The sequence below is a fragment of the Streptomyces sp. NPDC026394 genome (assembly GCF_055567735.1).
In genome coordinates this window covers 85679-103525 of record NZ_JBVHPX010000016.1, presented here as the reverse complement: position 1 = coordinate 103525, position 17847 = coordinate 85679, and the positions used below count along the sequence as shown (strand labels likewise).

Genomic DNA, 17847 nt, shown 5'->3' with positions numbered 1-17847 from the left:
TCGGGAGGGGCCCAGCCGTACGGCGCGTCCTCACGGTGCGCCACCGCGGACAGACATCGCCGCACCGTCCCCGGACTGCGGTGTTCAGCCGCTTCGGAAGGGCGGGCGGCAGCGTCGGTGGCGGGCTGTGCGGGATGCTCGTGACACGGCTGCCGGGCGCGGTGGGGCTAGCCCCACCGGTGGCGGGGCGTAGCGGGATTCCGGCTCCGGTGTGCTCTGCGTACCGTCGGCGGTATCGGTCAGGGGTCCGCTCCCGGCTGACATTATGATCGCCGTGGTGAAGGGAACGAGACGATGAGGATACCTCCGGGAGGCGGCCCGCTGCGTTGGTGTGCCGAGGTCGGCCTCGGGCTGTACCGGTCCGTGGTGCTGGTCGGGCTCACCTGCGTGATGCCGCTCGTCGCGGTGCCCGTCGGGATCGGCGGCGCCCGGCTGGCCGGCTCCTGGACCGCCGGTCTGGAGGCGCCGCTCGCCGTGCGGGTGCTGGCCACCCTCGGGCAGGGGCTGGCGGTGGCCTTCTGGATCGCCGCGGCCCTGTTCGTCGTCTACCCGCTGACCAGCCGTGCCCTGGCCAGGGCCGCCCGCCGGTGCGCCGCGGACTGGCTGGAGGTACGGCACGAGGTGCGCTACCGCGCGGTGCCGCCGGTGACCCGTATGGCCACCGGATTCTGGTGGGACGGGGAGGAGTACCACAAGACCGAGCGGGAGGCCCGCCGACGGGCCGCGGTGCACGCCCGCTTCCACGACCCGCAACTGCACTGGGACGGGCTGTGGGCGGTGGTCGCCTCGGTGACCGTGCTGCCGGTCTCCGCCCTGCCGCTGCTCGCCCTCGGTTACGGCATCTACATGGCGGTGACCCCGGCCCTCGTCGGCTACGGCGTCGCCCTGATCGTGGCGGGCCTGGCCGCCGCCCCATTCGCCTGGCGGATCCTGCGGCCGATGGCGACCCGCCTGCTGGGCCCGGTCCCCCGCACCCGGCTGAGCCGGCGGGTGGAGGAGCTGGAGGCCATCCGGGCCGATCTGACGCAGGCTCAGGCCGCGGAACTGGAGCGGATCGAGCGCGGCCTGCACGACGGGGCCCAGGCCCGGATGGTCGCGATGGGCATGTCGATGGGCGCCGCCGAGCAGTTGGTGGACTCCAACCCGGATGCCGCCAAGGCGGTGCTGGCCGAGGCCCGGGCCACCTCCGCCACCGCCCTGGCCGAACTGCGCACCCTGGTCCGCGGGATCAACCCCCCGGTGCTCGCCGAACGCGGTCTGGTGGACGCCGTCCAGGCGCTCGCGCTGGACGCCGCCGTCGCCGTGGACGTGCTCACCCGGGTGCCCTCCCGGCCGGAGCGCCCGGTGGAGTCGGCGGTCTACTTCGCCGTCGCGGAACTGCTGGCGAACGTGGCCAAGCACGCCGGGGCGGAGCGCGTCACGGTGGAACTCAGTTATGCCACGCGGACGCTGACCGCGACCGTGAAGGACGACGGGGTCGGTGGGGCCGATCCCGCCGGCGGCTCCGGGCTGAGCGGCATCGAACGCCGTATGCACGCGTTCGGCGGTCGTCTGGAGATCGACAGTCCGGCCGGAGGGCCTACCCGTATCACTGTGGCGGTGCCGTGCGAATTGTCGTAGCCGAGGATCTCTTCCTGCTCAGGAACGGGATGGTGCAGCTCGTCGAGGCGTACGGGCACACCGTGGTCGCCGCCGTCGAATCCGGGCCCGCCACCTTGGACGCACTGCTCGAACACCGGCCGGACGTCGCGATCGTGGACGTCCGGCTGCCGCCGACCTTCTCCGACGAGGGGCTGCAGGCCGCACTCGCCGCCCGCCGCGCCGTGCCCGGGTTGCCGGTGCTGATCCTCTCCCAGCACGTCGAGCAGTTGTACGCGCGGGAGTTGCTGGCCGACGGGTACGGCGGCATCGGCTACCAGCTCAAGGACCGGGTGCTGGACGCGGACCAGTTCCTGGACGCCCTGACCCGGGTCGCGGGCGGCGGCACCGCGTTGGATCCCACGGTCGTCTCCAAGCTGCTGGCCCGGCCCACCCGGGCCGATCCGCTCGCCGCCCTCACCGAGCGCGAGCGCTCAGTGCTGGAGCTGATGGCCGAGGGGCTGTCCAACGCGGCCATCGCCGGGCGGCTGTTCTTGAGCGAGGGCGCCATCAGCAAGTACACCACCACGATCTTCGCCAAGCTGGGTCTGGTCAACGACGACGACACCAACCGCAGGGTCCGCGCCGTTCTGGCCTACCTGGAGGCGACCAGCCGCAGCGAGGAGTGATCTCGGCGGTGGGGCGGCCCGGGCGGGCGATGCGGCGCCGGCCGCACCGGCCGCCCGGGCTCGGTCATGTCTGCGGCGCGCCCTCGGCTGCCGTGTCCGTCGCGCGGATGCGGGCGGCCAACTGCCGCGGGGTGGACTGCTCGAAGATCTCGGAGAGGCCCAGCGAGCGGCCGCTGAGGTTCTGGAACTCCTGCATCGCCACGGCGGCCAGCATGGAGTGGCCGCCGGCGGCGAAGAAGTCGGTGTCCGCGTCGGCGTCCTCACGCCGCAGGACGGTGCGCCACACCTGCACCAACTGGTCCGTCAGGGCGTCCACGCCGGCCGCCGTCCCCGGCCGGTCGGCGGCGTCCGGAGCGCCGGTGCCGGAGGGGCTCGGTGCTGTGCGGTGCGTGCGGCGGGCGGTGACGATCCGCTCCAGTTCCCGGTGGTCCACCTTGCCGTTGCCGTTGACCGGCAGCGGATCGACGGTGACGAGGTCGCCGGGGAGCATCGAGCGGGACAGCCGGGCGCGGGCGTGCTCGTGGACGTCGGCGGTGTCCAGTGTGTCGCCGGACGGCTCCAGGCAGCCGATGAGTACGCCGTCGCCGCTCGGGTCGCCGACCATGATCACCGCGGCGGCGGCGACCTGCGGGTGGGCCGTCAGCGTCGCCTCGATCTCGCCCAGCTCGATGCGGTTGCCGCGCAGTTTGACCTGCCGGTCGCTCCGGCCGAACAGGTCGAGCAGACCGTCCGCCCGCCAGCAGGCCACATCGCCGGTGCGGTAGAAGCGGCCGTGCTCGGGGTGGACGCCGAAGCGCTCCGCGTCCAGCTCCGGCCGGCCGTGGTAGCCCAGTGCGACGCCCGTTCCGGAGATGCACAGCTCCCCCCGGACGCCCACCGGCAGGTCACGGCCGTGGGCGTCGCTCACGTGGACACGGGTGTTGCGGATCGGGCGGCCCACGTCCAGCCGGGCGCCGGGGTCCTGCGCGATCACGCGGGAGGTCGACCAGATGGTCGTCTCGGTGGGGCCGTAGGCGTGGTGCAGCTCGCACCCGGCCGCCAGCAGCCGCCGGGCCAGCGGGAGCGGCACCGGCTCCCCGCCGATCAGGACGCTGCGGCCGCGCAGGCAGTCCGCCGCCCGGTCGGCGACCAGCCGCCAGGTCGTCGGGGTCGCCTGGACGAAGCGTACGTCGTGTCGCTCCAGCAGTTCGCGCAGTACCCGGCCGTCGCTCCTGGCCCGGTCCGGGGCCGCCACCACCCGGCCGCCGGAGACCAGCGGCACGAACAGTTCCACCCCGGACATGTCGAAGGCGAAGGTCGTCGTCCACAGCATGGTGTCGCCGGGCGCCGCGGCCAACTGGGCGGCGAAGTGCGCGGCCAGGTTGGCCAGGGCTGCGTGGCCGACCAGTGTCCCCTTCGGACGCCCGGTGGATCCTGAGGTGTACATCAGGTAGGCGCAGGCGGCGGGGTCCGCCACCGGAGCGTCGGGGGCCGGTGTCTGCGGGGCGTGGTCCGCCGGCGGCGCGTGCACCACCGCGGGCCCGTCGGGGTCGGCCAGGGCGGCGGTGTGCTCGTCGGCCACCAGCACCGTGGCGGCGGAGTCGGAGAGCTGGTGGCGGATCCGCTCGCGCGGGTGGGCCGCGTCCACCGGCACGTACGCCGCGCCCGCCAGCCAGGTGCCCAGGACTGCCGCGACCAGTTCGGCGCCGCGTGGCAGGGCGATCGCCACCACGTCCCCCGGCCGTACCCCGGTGTCCTTCAGGCGGGTGGCCATGGCGTGTGCGGCGTTCCACAACTGCCGGTATTCGACGGTGCGTTCACCGTCCACGACGGCCGCCGCGGCGGGCGCGCGCCGGACCTGAAGGCGTACGGCGTCCAGGACGGTGGCCGGCTCGACGGGGCCCGCGGTGTCGTTGGCCGCGCCGATGATTTCGTGGTCCCGTCCGCTCCACCAGGACACGTCGCCGACGGCGCGGTCCGGGTCGGCGGTGAACGCGCGGAGCACCGTCTCGTAGCGGGCCAGCAGGAGTTCGGCCAGCGCGGGGTCGAACAGCTCGGTGCGGTAGCGCAGGCGCAGTGCGGTGGCGCCGTGCGTGTCCTGCGGGGCCGTCGCCGTCAGGTCCAGGTCGAAGCGGGCGGTGCCGCTGGTGGCGGGGAAGGGCCGGGCGGCCAGGCCGCCGAAGGTGAAGGCGACCGGGCTGGTGCCCGTACGGAACTCGAAGGTGTGCCGGAAGGGCAGCGGGAGGCGGCCGGGGGCGGCCGGGGGCAGCAGGCCGGACTGCGCCGCCTCGGCCGCCGCGGCGTGGGCGGTGGCGGCGGCCAGCCGTTCGGCGCTGCGCAGCACCAGGTCGCGGACGCTCTCCTTGTGCTCGGTCCGCAGCCGCAGCGGCACCTGGCCGGTGTGCCGGCCGAGCGCGTGGGCGGCGTGTACGGGGCGGAGGTCGACGGGGAGGCCGACCAGCAGGTCGGGGCCGGCGCCGTGGGTCTCCAGCAGCACGTAGTAGGCGGCCAGCAGGATCGCGGACTGTGGGACACCGAGGTCGTCGGCGAGCCGGCGGAGGCCGGCCGCGGCGGGCGGGGGGAGGGTGCGATCGAGCTGTGCGGCGGCCAGGGTCGGCCGGTCCGGGTCAGGGGCGGTGCAGGACAGCTCCAGGCTGTCGGTGCTCGCGCCGGCCAGCTCCGCCCGCCAGAAGGCCAGGCTCTGCGGGTTCGGCGCCGCGGCGTCCGGGGCGGGCACCGGGCCGGTCTGCGCGGTTCCCGCTGTTGCGGTGCCCCCCGTGGCGCGCTGCTCGTAGGCGGCGGCCAGGTGGTCGCGCGGGCTCGGCGCCGCGGCGTCCGGGGCGGTCTGCGCGGTTCCCGCCGTTCCGGTGTCCTCCGTGGCGCGCTGCTCGTAGGCGGCGGCCAGGTGGTCGCGCGGGCTCGGCGCCGCGGCGTCCGGGGCGGGCACCGGGCCGGTCTGCGCGGTTCCCGCTGTTGCGGTGCCCTCCGTGGCGCGCTGCTCGTAGGCGGCGGCCAGGTGGTCGCGCAGCAGCGGGCCGGAGATCTCGTCCAGGATGAGCCGGTGCGCGGTGACGCAGACGACGTCGGTGTCCGGGGAGCGGAACAGCGCCGCCCGTACGGGTGGGGTGCCGTCCAGCGGGAAGGGGGCGGCGGTCACCGGTGCGAGGTCGGCGGGGGTGGGTTCGCCGGGCAGCTCCGTCTCCGCCACCGGCAGCGGGCACTCGGCCGCCGCCAGCACTCGTTTGACCAGCCGGGAGCCTGCGCCGCGGTAGGCGGTGCGCAGTGCCTGGTGGCGTTCCGCCACGGCGGCCAGCGCAGCGCGGAGCCGTTCGGCGTCGACGTGCCCGGCGACGGCGAAGGCCACCGAGACGTTGTTCACCGGGGTGTCCGGCGCCGACGACTCCAGCCGCCACAGCGTCTCCTCGGCCGGGGAGACGGCGGTCTCCGCCGTGCCGAGGGCGGGTGCCCCGCCGCCCGCCGCCCCGGGCGTGTGATCCTGCGCGAAGTTGTTCACGCCGCTCCTCCGTCGGTGCCCGGCACGATCCCCAGCTCCTTGTCGATGAGGTCGAACATCTCGTCGTCCGTCGCCTCGGTGATGTCCGTGTCGGAGGAGCCGTGGTCCGTCTCGGCGCCGCGGAACTCCTCCATGATGGTCTCGAAACGGCTCATGATCTCCGCCTTGCGGCCGCCCCGTCGGACGATCCCGGTGAGCAGCGACCTGAGCCGGTCCAGCTCGCCGAGCACCGGCCCGTAGTCGATCTCCTGCTCGGCGATCCGCTCCTGGAGGTACTCCGCCAGCTCCTGCGGCGTGGGGTAGTCGAAGACGACCGCGGCCGGCAGCCGCAGGCCGAGCGCGCCGCTGACGCGGTTACGGAATTCGACCGCGGTCAGCGAGTCGAAGCCGAGCTGGCGGAAGTACCGGGCGGGTTCGATGGACTGCGGTCCCGGCCGTCCGAGCACCAGCGCCGCCTGGGTACGCACCAGGTTCATGACGGCGTGGTGGAACTGCTCGGGCGGCAGCGCGGCCAGCTCGTTGGCCAGCTTCCGGCCGGCGTCCTGCCCCGGCCCTCCCGCGGTGCGCCGGCCGGGCCGGACCAGGCCGGTGACCAGGGCCGGTACGGCACTCGCGGTGCGGCGCAGCGCAGCCAGGTCCAGCCGGGTCGTGACCAGCAGCGCGTCCGACCTGCCGAGGGCGGCGTCGAACAGCGCGAGACCGTCGGCCGCGGGCAGTGGCCGCAGTCCCTGGCGGGACATCCGCTGTCGTCCGGCGTCGGTGAGCTGTCCGGCCATCCCGTCCTCCCACGGTCCCCACGCCAGCGATACGGCGGGCAGGCCGTGGTGGCGACGGTGGGCGGCCAGCGCGTCCAGGAAGGCGTTGCCGGCCGCGTAGTTGGCCTGGCCGGGGGTGCCCAGCACACCGGCCACGGAGGAGAACAGGACGAAGGTGTCCAGGTCGAGATGGCGGGTCAGGTCGTGCAGGTGCCAGGCGGCGTCCACCTTGGGCCGCATCACCTGCTCGACACGCTCCGGGGTGAGCGAGGCGAGCACACCGTCGTCCAGCACGCCCGCGGTGTGCACCACCCCGGTCAGCGGCGCCGCGGCCGGCACCCCGGCCAGCACGGCGGAGAGCTGTCGGCGGTCCGCGACGTCGCAGGCCAGGACCTGGGCCGGGCGTCCGGCGGCGGCCAGTTCGGCGGCCAGGCGCGGCATTCCGGGGGCGCCCGCGCCCCGCCGTGAGGTCAGCAGCAGCCGCTCGGCCCGGCCGGTACGGGCCAGGTGCCGTGCCGTCAGGCCGCCGAGCGCCCCCGAGGCGCCGGTCACCAGCACCGTGCCAGGTCTGCCCGCCGCGGCGGGCGGCAGCGTCAGTACCGTCTTGGCCACCGTGGACGCCTCCGGGGCCTGCGTCCGGAAGACCTGTGCGGCCTGGCGAACGTCGCGGCAGGCCACCGGCAGGGGCCGCAGCGCTCCCTTCTCGAACAGCCCGGCCAGCTCAGCGAGGTGGAATTCGAGCTCCTCAGGGCACTGGCCGTCCGGTTCGGCGCCGTCTGCCGACAACGACCGGCCGCCGGGGCGCAGCAGTCGCAGCGCCGCGTCCGCCGCCGCTGTGTCCGGGTTCAGGGCCGGGGCGGGGCTCGGGGTCGGGTTCGGGCTCGGGGCCGCTGTTGTCGAGGGGAAGGTGAGCACGATGTCCATCCCGTGTCCGCCGGTCGCGGTGCGGAATGCCTCCTCGAAGCCTGCCGTCGCGGACGGCGCCAGGTGCTGTTCGTCCAGGCCGAGCCGGTGCAGCACCGGCGCGGCGGACGGCGGCGCCGTGGCGAACACCTCGGCGCCCAGGTGGCGTGCCAGCTGGACGGCGGCCAGGCCCTCGGGGCCGGCGGCGGGGTGGATCAGCACCCGCTCCCCGGGGCGCGGTGCGGCCTGCGTCAGCAGCCGGTACGCGGTCAGGAACGCGACCGGCGCGGCGGCGGCCTGCGCCGCCGACCAGCCGTCCGGCACCGGCATCAGCAGCCGCGCATCGGCCACCGCGGTGGCCGCGAAGGCGCCCGGGAACAGGCCCGTCACCCGTTCTCCGACGGCCGGCCGGGTGACTCCTGGTCCGGTCTCCAGCACCACCCCGGCGCCCTCCCGTCCGAGCGGTCGCGACCATTCGGGGGAATCGCCCAGCACGTGCCGTACGTCCTGCCGGTTCACCGCGGCCGCGTGCACCGCCAACCGGACCTCACCGGCGGCCAGGGGCTGCCGCTCCACCTCGCAGCCCACCGGCCGCACCGGGTCGGCGGCGTCGGGTCCGCAGGCCGCCAGACGCCAGTCCCGGCCGTCCGGCACCGGCAGTTCCTCTCCGGCCGCCCGGACCAGTCGCGGCACCAGCAGCCGGCCGTCGCGCACCGCGAACTGTGGTTCGCCCAGGGCCACCCCGGCCATCACCAGAGGGCCGGAGCCGGCCGGCCGCGCCACGTCCGCCAGCACGATCCGCTCCGGATGCTCGGCAGCCGCCGTCCGCACCAGTCCGACGACGCCGGCGCCCGCCAACCGCAGGTCCGTGCCGGCGTCCGCGTCCAGCCCGCGCTCGACCACCACCACCAGTTGTGATCCGTCCAGCACACCTGCCGCCAGCCACGCGTGGACGGTCTCCAGCACGCGGACCGTGGCAGCGCGCGCCGTCTCGGGCACTGTCGCGTGGTCCGGGTTGGCGGCAGGGTTCGGGATGGCGGCGGGGCTCGGGGTGGCGGCGCGGTCCGGGTTGGCGGCGCGGTCCGGTTCCCCGGCAGGGGCGCTGTCGGACACGCAGCACAGCACCACCGTGTCCGGCACCGGGGCTCCGTCCCGCACCGCGGCGACCAGCTCGGTGACGTCCGGGTACGCCGCCGCGCCGGGCACCTCCAGTCCGCCGTCGTCGCCGAGGACCGCCCACCGGCGCCCCGGCTCCCCGGTCTCCGGCACCTCGTCCACCGGGGACCACCGCACCCGGAAGAGCCCGTCTCGGCCCGCCCCGGCGGCCTGTTCCAGCGCGCCGGGAGCCAGTGGTGCCGGGACCACCGCGCCCGCCGAGGCGATCGGCCGGCCGACCGGGTCGGCCAGCGTCACCGCCACGCCCTCGCCGGACGGGGACGGCACCACCCGTACCCGCGCCGTCGTGGCGCCGGACGCGTACAGCCGCACTCCGCTCCAGGCGAAGGGCAGCAACGGCCCCTCGGAATCCGTCCGGTGCTGCTCCGCCTGTTCCAGGCAGGTCAGGTGGAGGGCGGCGTCGAGCAGGGCCGGGTGCACGCCGAACCCGTCCACCGCCACGTCCTGCGGCAGGGCGATCTCGGCGAACAGTTCCTCGCCCCGGCGCCAGGCCGCCCGCACCCCCTGGAAGGCCGGACCGTAGCCGAGGCCGGTGGCCGCCAACCCGTCGTAGAGCCCCGGCACGTCGGCCGGTACGGCGCCGGACGGCGGCCAGTGCGCGCTCCACGCCGCGTCCGCGGCGGCCTCGTCGTCCGCCGCGGCCGGGGCCAGCGTGCCGCTGGCGTGGCGCGCCCACTCCCCCTCCGGCCGCCGCGCGAACACGGCGATCTCTCGGCGTCCCTCGGCGTCGGCCGTGCCGACGGTCACCTGTACCCGGACGCCGCCGCGCTGCGGGAGCACCAGCGGGGCGTCGACGAGCAGCTCTTCGATGCGGCCGCTGCCGGCCTCGTCGGCCGCGCGCACCACCATGTCCACCAGCGCCGAGGCGGCTACGACCGGACGCCCGGCCACCAGCAGTTGGCCCAGCCAGGGCTGCGTGGACCGGGTCAGCTGTCCGGTCAGCACCACCTCACCGGAGGCAGGCAGCTCGACGGTCGCACCCAGCAGGGGGTGCCCCGGGCGTTCCAGGCCCAGGTCCTCGGCGCGGCTTGTGGAGGCCGGGCTCAGCCAGTAACGCTGCCGCTGGAAGGCGTAAGTGGGCAGGTCCACGCGCTGGGCGCCGGTGCCGGTGTAGAGCGCGTCCCAGGCGACCGGGACGCCGCGGACGAATGCCTTCGCCAACGTGGTCAGCACGGCGCGCGGTTCGTCACGGCCACGGCGCAGCAACGGCAGCCATGCCTCGGAACCCGAATCTATCTCGCTGTCGGTGTCGGTGCGGGTCTGCGGGCCCATGCCGGACAGCACGCCGTCCGGGCCGAGTTCGATGAAGGTGCGTACGCCAGCCTCCCGCATCGCCTCCGTGGCGTCCGCGAAGCGGACCGCCTCACGCACATGCCGCACCCAGTACGACGGATCGGTGACCTCCTCCGAGACGGGACCACCAGTGAGCGCAGAAACCAACGTCACCTGCGGCTTGTGGTACGTGATCCGGGCGACCGCATCGGCGAACCGGCCCAGCATCGGCTCCATCAACGGCGAATGGAACGCATGCGAGACCTGCAAACGCCGCGTCCGCGCCCCCGCCCGCGCCAGCTCCTCCGCCACCGCCAGCACCTCGGCCTCCATGCCGGACACCACGACCGCGCGTGGTCCGTTCACCGCGGCGATCCCCACCCCCGGGCGGCCGGCCAGAGCCTCACGGACCTGCTCCTCAGCGGCCTCCACCGCCACCATCGCCCCACCCTGCGGCAGCTCCTGCATCAGACGCCCCCGGGCCGCCACCACCGCACAGGCATCCTCCAGCGACCACACCCCCGCCACATGCGCCGCCGCCAGCTCACCGATCGAATGACCCGCCACCACCTGCGGCACCACACCCCACGAGACCAGCAGACGGAACAGCGCCACCTCCACCGCGAACAGCGCAGGCTGCGCCCACACCGTCTCGTCAATACAGCCACCGCCCGGCCAGGACGGATCACCCTCACCCCGCACCACCGCCGCCAGCGAACCCCCAAGATGCACATCCAACCCCGCGCACACCTCATCGAACGCCGCCGCGAACACCGGAAACACCTCATAGAGCTGACGGCCCATCCCGGCCCGCTGCGCCCCCTGACCGGTGAAAACAAAACCAACCTTGCCCGCACCACCCGCAACACCGCTCACCACACCGGGCAGATCACGGCCCTCCGCCAACGCACCCAGCCCAGCAACCAACTCCTCACGGCCCGAACCCAGCACCACCGCCCGATGCTCCAGCACCGCACGCGACGACACCAACGACCAGCCCACATCCACCGGACGCACACCCGACCCGTGCCCAACGAACGCGGCCAGCCGCCCCGCCTGACTGGCCAGACCCGCTTCCGAACGACCGGAAACCACCCACGGCACCAAAGGCAACTCCGCACCGGCAACACCATCCGCCGCCCCCGGGGCCGGGGACTGCTCATCAGCGGCCGGGGCCTGCTCGATGATCACGTGGGCATTGGTGCCGGAGAACCCGAAGGAGGAGATGCCGGCGCGGCGCGGACGCTCACCCGTCTCCGGCCACGGCACCGCCTCAGTAACCAGCCGCACCGCCCCCGCATCCCAGTCCACCTGCGAAGACGGCCGCTCGGCGTGCAGGGTTTTGGGGATCTGGCCGTGCTCCAGCGCCAACACCATCTTGATGATTCCGGCGACACCGGCGGCCGCCTGGGCGTGCCCGATGTTGGACTTCACCGACCCCAGCCACAACGGTTGGTCCGCCGGACGGTTCCGGCCGTAGGTGGCCAGCAGGGCCTGTGCCTCGATGGGGTCACCCAGCCGCGTCCCGGTGCCGTGGCCTTCGACCACGTCCACCCCGTCGGCACCGACGCCCGCGTTGGCCAACGCCGCCCGGATCACTCGCTGTTGGGACGGTCCGTTCGGTGCGGTCAGGCCGTTGGAGGCGCCATCCTGATTGATCGCGCTGCCCCGCACCACCGCCAGCACCTTATGGCCATTACGCCGGGCGTCGGAAAGACGTTCCACGACCAGCACGCCGACGCCCTCGCTCCAGGCGGTGCCGTCCGCGTCCTCCGCGTAGGCCTTGCAGCGGCCGTCCGCGGCCAGCCCACGCTGCCGGGAGAAGTCGATGAAGGTGACCGGGGTGGCCATCACGTTGACGCCGCTGACCAGGGCGAGCGTGCTCTCCCCGGACCGCAGGGACTGGGCGGCCAGGTGGAGCGCCACCAGCGAGGAGGAGCAGGCGGTGTCCACGGTCACCGCCGGGCCCTCCAGGCCCAGCGCATAAGCCACCCGTCCGGAGGCCACCGACCCGGTGGCGCCGAGGCCGACGTACCCCTCGGCTTCTTCCGGCAGCGCGGTGGCCGAGAGGTAGTCGTGGTGGAACATGCCGGTGAACACGCCGGACGCGCTGGCCCGGAGCTCGGTCGGGTCGATGCCGGCGTTCTCCAGTGCCTCCCAGGAGGTCTCCAGCAACAGCCGCTGCTGCGGATCCATCGCCAGCGCCTCACGCGGGCTGGTGTCGAAGAACTCCGCGTCGAACTCGGCGGCGTCGTAGAGGAAGCCGCCCTCGCCGACCAAACTCTTGCCCACCGCGTCCGGGTCGGAGTCCACCACGTCGGCGGGCCAGCCACGGTTGTCCGGGAAGGGGCCGATCCCGTCCCCGCCCGAGGCCAGCATCTGCCAGAACTCGGCCGGGGTCGTGGCCCCGCCGGGGAAGCGGCACGCCATTCCGACGATCGCCACCGGGTCGTCGTCCGCGCGGACGTCGTCGGCCGCTGCCGGAGGTGCCGCGTCCGCCGGTACCGCGCCGGAGCCGATCAGCTCGTCCAGGACGAATTCGGCCAGGGCGGCGGGGGTCGGGTAGTCGAAGACCGCCGTGGCCGGCAGCCGCAGGCCGGTCGCCGTGCTGAGCCGGTTGCGCAGCTCGACGGCGGTCAGCGAGTCGAAGCCGACGTCGCGGAACGGACGGTTGCCGTCGAGGCCGCCGGGCCCGGACATGCCCAGCACCAGGGCGGCCTGGCCGATGACGAGGTCCCGCAGCGCCTCCCGGCTCTCCGCGGGGCTCAGCCCGGCCAGGCGGGCTGCCAGCGCGTTCCGGTCCTCGGCGGCCGGCTGTCCGGCCGTCCGGCGAGCGGGCTGCGCGTTCCTGCGGGCCGCGGGGACGAGCGCGGACAGTAGCGGCGGCACCTCGGAGGAGCGGCGCAGCGCACCGAGGTGCACCTCTGCTGCCACCAGCAGCGGTCGGGCGCGGTTCGCGGCGGCGTCCAGCGCGGCGAGACCGCGTGCGTCGGAGAGCGGGCGCAATCCCTGACGGGACATCCGCAGCAGGTCGGCCTCGGCCAACTCGCCGGCCATGCCGTTCTCCCAGGGTCCCCAGGCCAGTGATACGGCGGGCAGGCCGTGCCGGTGACGGTACGCGGCCAGCGCGTCCAGGAACGTGTTACCCGCCGCGTAGTTGGCCTGACCGGCATTACCGATCACCCCCGCGATGGACGAGAACAACACGAACGTGTCCAGCTCCAGGCCCAGGTCACGGGTCAGCTCGTGCAGGTTCCAGGCCGCATCCACCTTCGGCCGCAGCACCGCCTCCAGCCGCTCCGCAGTCAACGAGCCGACCACTCCGTCATCCAGCACACCCGCCGCATGCACCACACCCGTCAGGGGCACGCCCTCAAGAACACTGGCGAGCCCGTCCCGGTCGGCCGCATCGCAGGCCGCCACGGTGACCCGGACACCTGACGTGTCGAGGTCGGCGAGGAGCTCAGGCATTCCCGGGGCGTCGCCGCCGCGACGGGAGAGCAGCACCAGATGCTCCGCCCGGCCCGACCTCGCCAGATGCCGGGCCACCAACCCGCCCAGCACCCCCGAAGCACCGGTCACCAGCACCGTGCCCGGACGGGCGCCAATGTTGGCTTCGGTCTCGGTCTCGGTCTCGGGCCCGGCGGACGGTACCGCCTGGGCCTCAGGTGCCGTGTCCCCGTTGAGCGCCGACGGGTCCGCGAGAGTGGCCCGGGTCAGCCTGGGCACCCGGGTCTGTCCGCCCCGGACCGCCCACTGCGGCTCACCCAGCTCAACCCCGGCCCGCAGCCAGCCGGCCAGTTCCGCACCGGGGACGGACACCTCGTCCACGTCCGCCAGCAGCAGACGCCCCGGGTTCTCCGTCTGCGCCACCCGGACCAGACCCCACACCGAAGCCGCCGCAACCTCCACCGGCACCCCCGCGCCGGCATCGACCGCACGCTCGGTCAACACCAACAACCGCGCACCGGACAGCACATCAGCAGCCAACCACCGCTGCACCAAGCCCAGAACGTCCACGGCGGTACGACGAACAGCATCCGCGGTGCCGCCAGGCCCGGCCGCCGGAAGAACCGGCGCCACCACCGTCCGTGGGACCTCAGCCCCCGCCTCCACCGCCGCCACCAACGCCGCAACATCCGCAAAGGCCACAGCACCAGGCAGCTCCGGCACGACCTCCGGATCACCGAGCACACCCCACCGGCCCAACGCCGCCGGTTCCGAGTCCGGGCCCGCGTCGGATGTGGTGGCCGAGGCAGGCACCCACTCCACCGCGAACAGGGTGTCGTCCGCCGCCTGGCCGCCCGCTGCGAGGTCCTGCGGCGACAGGGTACGCAGGTCCAGTCTGTCGACGGAGGCGATCAGCTGGCCGGACGCGTCGGCCAGCATGACCGTCAGCCCCTCGCCCGAGGCGGCAGGGGTCACCCGGACCCGTGCCGCAACGGCGTCGGAGGCGTGCACCATGACGTTGTTCCAGGCGAACGGCAGCGCCAGGCTGTCGCCTTCGGTGTTCGCGGCCGCCACGTGCAGTACCGCGTCCAGCAGGGCAGGGTGCAGCCCGAAGCCGTTGGCCGTTACGTCCTGCGGCAGGGCGATCTCGGCGAACAGTTCCGCACCCCGGCGCCAGGCAGCCCGCACGCCCTGGAAGGCCGGGCCGTAGCTCAGTCCGCGAGCCGCCAGCTCCGGGTAGAACAGGTCCGGGTCGAGGGTTTGCGCACCGGTCGGCGGCCACTGCCGGAAGCCGTCGGCGCTGTCCTCCGCCACCGCCTCGGCTGGGGAGAGCGCACCGGTTGCGTGCCGGGTCCACTCCCCCTCCGGCGGGACGTCCTCGTCCTGCGCATAGACACTGACCACGCGGCGCCCGGACGCGTCCGGCTCCTCCACCATGACCTGCACCCGCACCCCACCCCGCGCGGGCAGCACCAGCGGAGCCTCAATCAACAGCTCCTCGACCCGCGAGCACCCCACCTCATCACCGGCACGGACCCCCATCTCGACCAACGCCGCGCCCGGCACCACCACCTGGCCCGCCACCACATGATCCGCCAGCCAGGACTGCCCTGAAAGCGAAAGCCGCCCCGTGAGCACCACACCACCACTGGCCGGCAACCCCACCGCCGCCCCCAACAACGGATGCCCCGACGTCGCCAGTCCCAGCCCCTCGGCCCGATTGCCAACGGCCACCTTCAACCAGTAGCGATGACGCTGGAAAGCGTACGTGGGCAGGTCCACGCGCTGGGCGCCGGTGCCGGTGTAGAGCGTCTCCCAGGCAACCGGGACCCCACGGACGAACGCCTTGGCCAGCGCGGTCAGCAGGGCGCGCGGTTCGTCGCGGCCACGACGCAGCACCGGCAGCCACGCCTCAGAACCCGAATCGCCTTCGCCCTCACTGTCGGTGCGGGTCTGCGGGCCCATGCCGGACAGTACGCCGTCCGGACCGAGTTCGATGAAGGTCCCCACCCTGAGCCCGCGCATCGCCTCCGCCGCGTCCGCGAAGCGGACCGCCTCGCGCACGTGCCGGACCCAGTACGAGGGGTCGGTGACCTCCTCCGAAACGGGGCCGCCGGTCAAGGCAGAGACCATCGTTACCGTCGGGGTGTGGTACGTGACGTGGGCGATCGTCTCGGCGAACCGGCCCAGCATCGGCTCCATCAACGGTGAATGGAAGGCGTGCGAGACTTGAAGGCGACGCGTGCGCGATCCGGCCTGCGCCAGTTCCTCCGCCACCGCCAGCACGTCGTCCTCGACACCGGACAGCACGACCGCACGCGGCCCGTTCACCGCGGCGATCCCCACCCCCGGACGACCCGCGATGACTTCGCGGACCCGTTCCTCAGCGGCCTCCACCGCCACCATCGCCCCGCCCTGCGGCAGCTCCTGCATCAGACGCCCCCGGGCCGCCACCACCGCACAGGCATCCTCCAGCGACCACACCCCCGCCACATGCGCCGCCGCCAGCTCACCGATCGAATGACCCGCCACCACCTGCGGCACCACACCCCACGAGACCAGCAGACGGAACAGCGCCACCTCCACCGCGAACAGCGCAGGCTGCGCCCACACTGTCTCATCGATACAGCCACCGCCCGGCCAGGACGGGTCGCCCTCGCCCCGCACCACCGCCGCCAGCGAACCCTCAAGGTGCGCGTCCAGCCCCGCACACACCTCGTCGAACGCCGCCGCAAACGCCGGGAACGCCTCATACAGCTGTCGGCCCATCCCAACCCGCTGCGCGCCCTGCCCGGTGAAGACAAAACCCACCTTGCCCGCACCACCCGCGACACCGCTCACCACACCGGGCAGCTCACGGCCCTCAGCGAGGGCACCCAGAGCGGTGACCAGTTCCTGCCGGTCCGACCCCAGCATCACCGCCCGATGCTCCAACACCGCACGCGACGACGCCAACGACCAGCCCACATCGACCGGCCTCCCAACCGTGTCCTGTCCGACGAACGCGGCCAAACGCCCAGCCTGCCCGGCCAGCCCCGCCTCCGAACGGCCGGAAACCACCCACGGCAACAGAGGCAACTCCGTACCGTCAACACCATCCACGGCCTCGGGCGCCGCCCCCGGGGCAGGGGACTCCTCATCAGTCGCCGGGGCCTGCTCGATGATCACGTGCGCATTGGTCCCGGAGAACCCGAACGAGGAGACACCGGCCCGACGCGGACGCTCACCCGTCTCCGGCCACGCCACCGCCTCAGTGACCAGCCGCACCGCCCCCGCATCCCAGTCCACCTGCGAAGACGGCCGCTCCGCATACAACGTCGCCGGAACCACCCCTCGCTCCATCGCGGCCACCATCTTCACGATGCTCGCCACGCCCGCAGCCGCCTGGGCGTGCCCGATGTTGGACTTCACCGACCCCAGCCACAGCGGTCGCCCTTCCGGGCGGTCCTGACCGTAAGTGGCCAGCAGCGCCTGCGCCTCGATCGGATCACCCAGCCGCGTCCCCGTCCCGTGCCCCTCCACCACATCCACATCGGCCGGCTCCAGGCCCGCGTCGGCCAACGCCGCCCGGATCACCCGCTGCTGTGCCGGACCACTCGGTGCCGTCAGGCCGTTGGAGGCACCATCCTGGTTGATCGCGCTGCCCCGCACCACCGCCAGCACCTTGTGACCGTTGCGCCGGGCATCGGACAGGCGTTCCACGACCAGCACGCCGACGCCCTCGCCCCAGGCAGTACCGTCCGCACCCTCCGCGTACGACTTGCAGCGGCCGTCCAGAGCCACGGCCCGCTGGCGGGAGAAGTCGACGAACGTGTTAGGGGTGGCCATCACCTTCACCCCGCCTGCCAGTGCCAGGGTGCTTTCGCCGGACCGCAGCGACTGGGCAGCCAGGTGCAGCGCCACCAGCGAAGACGAGCAGGCCGTATCCACCGTCACCGCCGGGCCCTCCAGGCCCAGCACGTACGCCACTCGCCCGGAAGCCACCGACGCCGTGGCCCCGACCCCCACGTAGCCTTCGATCTCTTCCGGCATCGGGTGGGTCGGCAGGTAGTCGTGGTAAAAGAGCCCGGTGAACACGCCGGTCGGGCTGCCGCGCAGTGCGGTGGCGTCGATGCCGGCGTGCTCCAACGCCTCCCAGGAAGTCTCCAACAGCAACCGCTGCTGCGGATCCATCGCCAGCGCCTCACGCGGGTTGATGCCGAAGAACTCCGCATCGAACTCGGCGGCGTCATAGAGGAATCCGCCCTCACCGGAGACACTCTTACCCACCGCGTCCGGGTCAGGATCGACCACATCCTCCGGCCAGCCACGGTCCGACGGGAAAGGACCGATCCCGTCACCGCGCGACTCCACCAGCTCCCACAGCCCCTCCGCCGAGGACACCCCGCCAGGGAACCGGCAGGCCATGCCGACAATGGCTATCGGCTCCGGCCGGCGGTCCTCGATCTCCCGCAGACGCTCCCGGGTCTGAGCGAGGTCGGTGGTGACCCGCTTGAGATAGTCGCGAAGCTTCTCTTCGTTCGCCATCCGA

Annotated in this window: 4 protein-coding genes; 2 read left to right on the top strand and 2 right to left on the bottom strand. The window is 73.7% G+C overall.

Annotation, left to right across the window (positions count from 1 at the left end; translation table 11 throughout):
- Window positions 1-294 precede the first annotated feature (294 nt).
- Both ACZ4QV_RS30105 and ACZ4QV_RS30100 read left to right on the top strand, forming a co-directional pair.
- Window positions 295-1620 (top strand): sensor histidine kinase, encoded by a 1326-nt coding sequence (locus tag ACZ4QV_RS30105; RefSeq protein WP_361160392.1) that lies wholly within the window; start codon window positions 295-297, stop codon window positions 1618-1620.
- Window positions 1605-2267 (top strand): response regulator transcription factor, encoded by a 663-nt coding sequence (locus ACZ4QV_RS30100; protein ID WP_361160395.1) that lies wholly within the window; start codon window positions 1605-1607, stop codon window positions 2265-2267. The genes ACZ4QV_RS30105 and ACZ4QV_RS30100 overlap by 16 nt, the downstream gene beginning before the upstream one ends.
- Window positions 2268-2331: 64 nt before the next feature.
- On the opposite strand, the gene ACZ4QV_RS30095 is transcribed toward ACZ4QV_RS30100, so the two are convergent.
- Both ACZ4QV_RS30095 and ACZ4QV_RS30090 read right to left on the bottom strand, forming a co-directional pair.
- Window positions 2332-5760: a non-ribosomal peptide synthetase gene (locus tag ACZ4QV_RS30095; protein WP_467763650.1), complete on the bottom strand. Its 3429-nt coding sequence runs from the start codon at window positions 5758-5760 to the stop codon at window positions 2332-2334.
- On the bottom strand, window positions 5757-17843 hold the full coding sequence (locus ACZ4QV_RS30090) for an SDR family NAD(P)-dependent oxidoreductase (protein WP_467763649.1): 12087 nt from the start codon (window positions 17841-17843) through the stop codon (window positions 5757-5759). The genes ACZ4QV_RS30095 and ACZ4QV_RS30090 overlap by 4 nt, the downstream gene beginning before the upstream one ends.
- Window positions 17844-17847 lie beyond the last annotated feature (4 nt).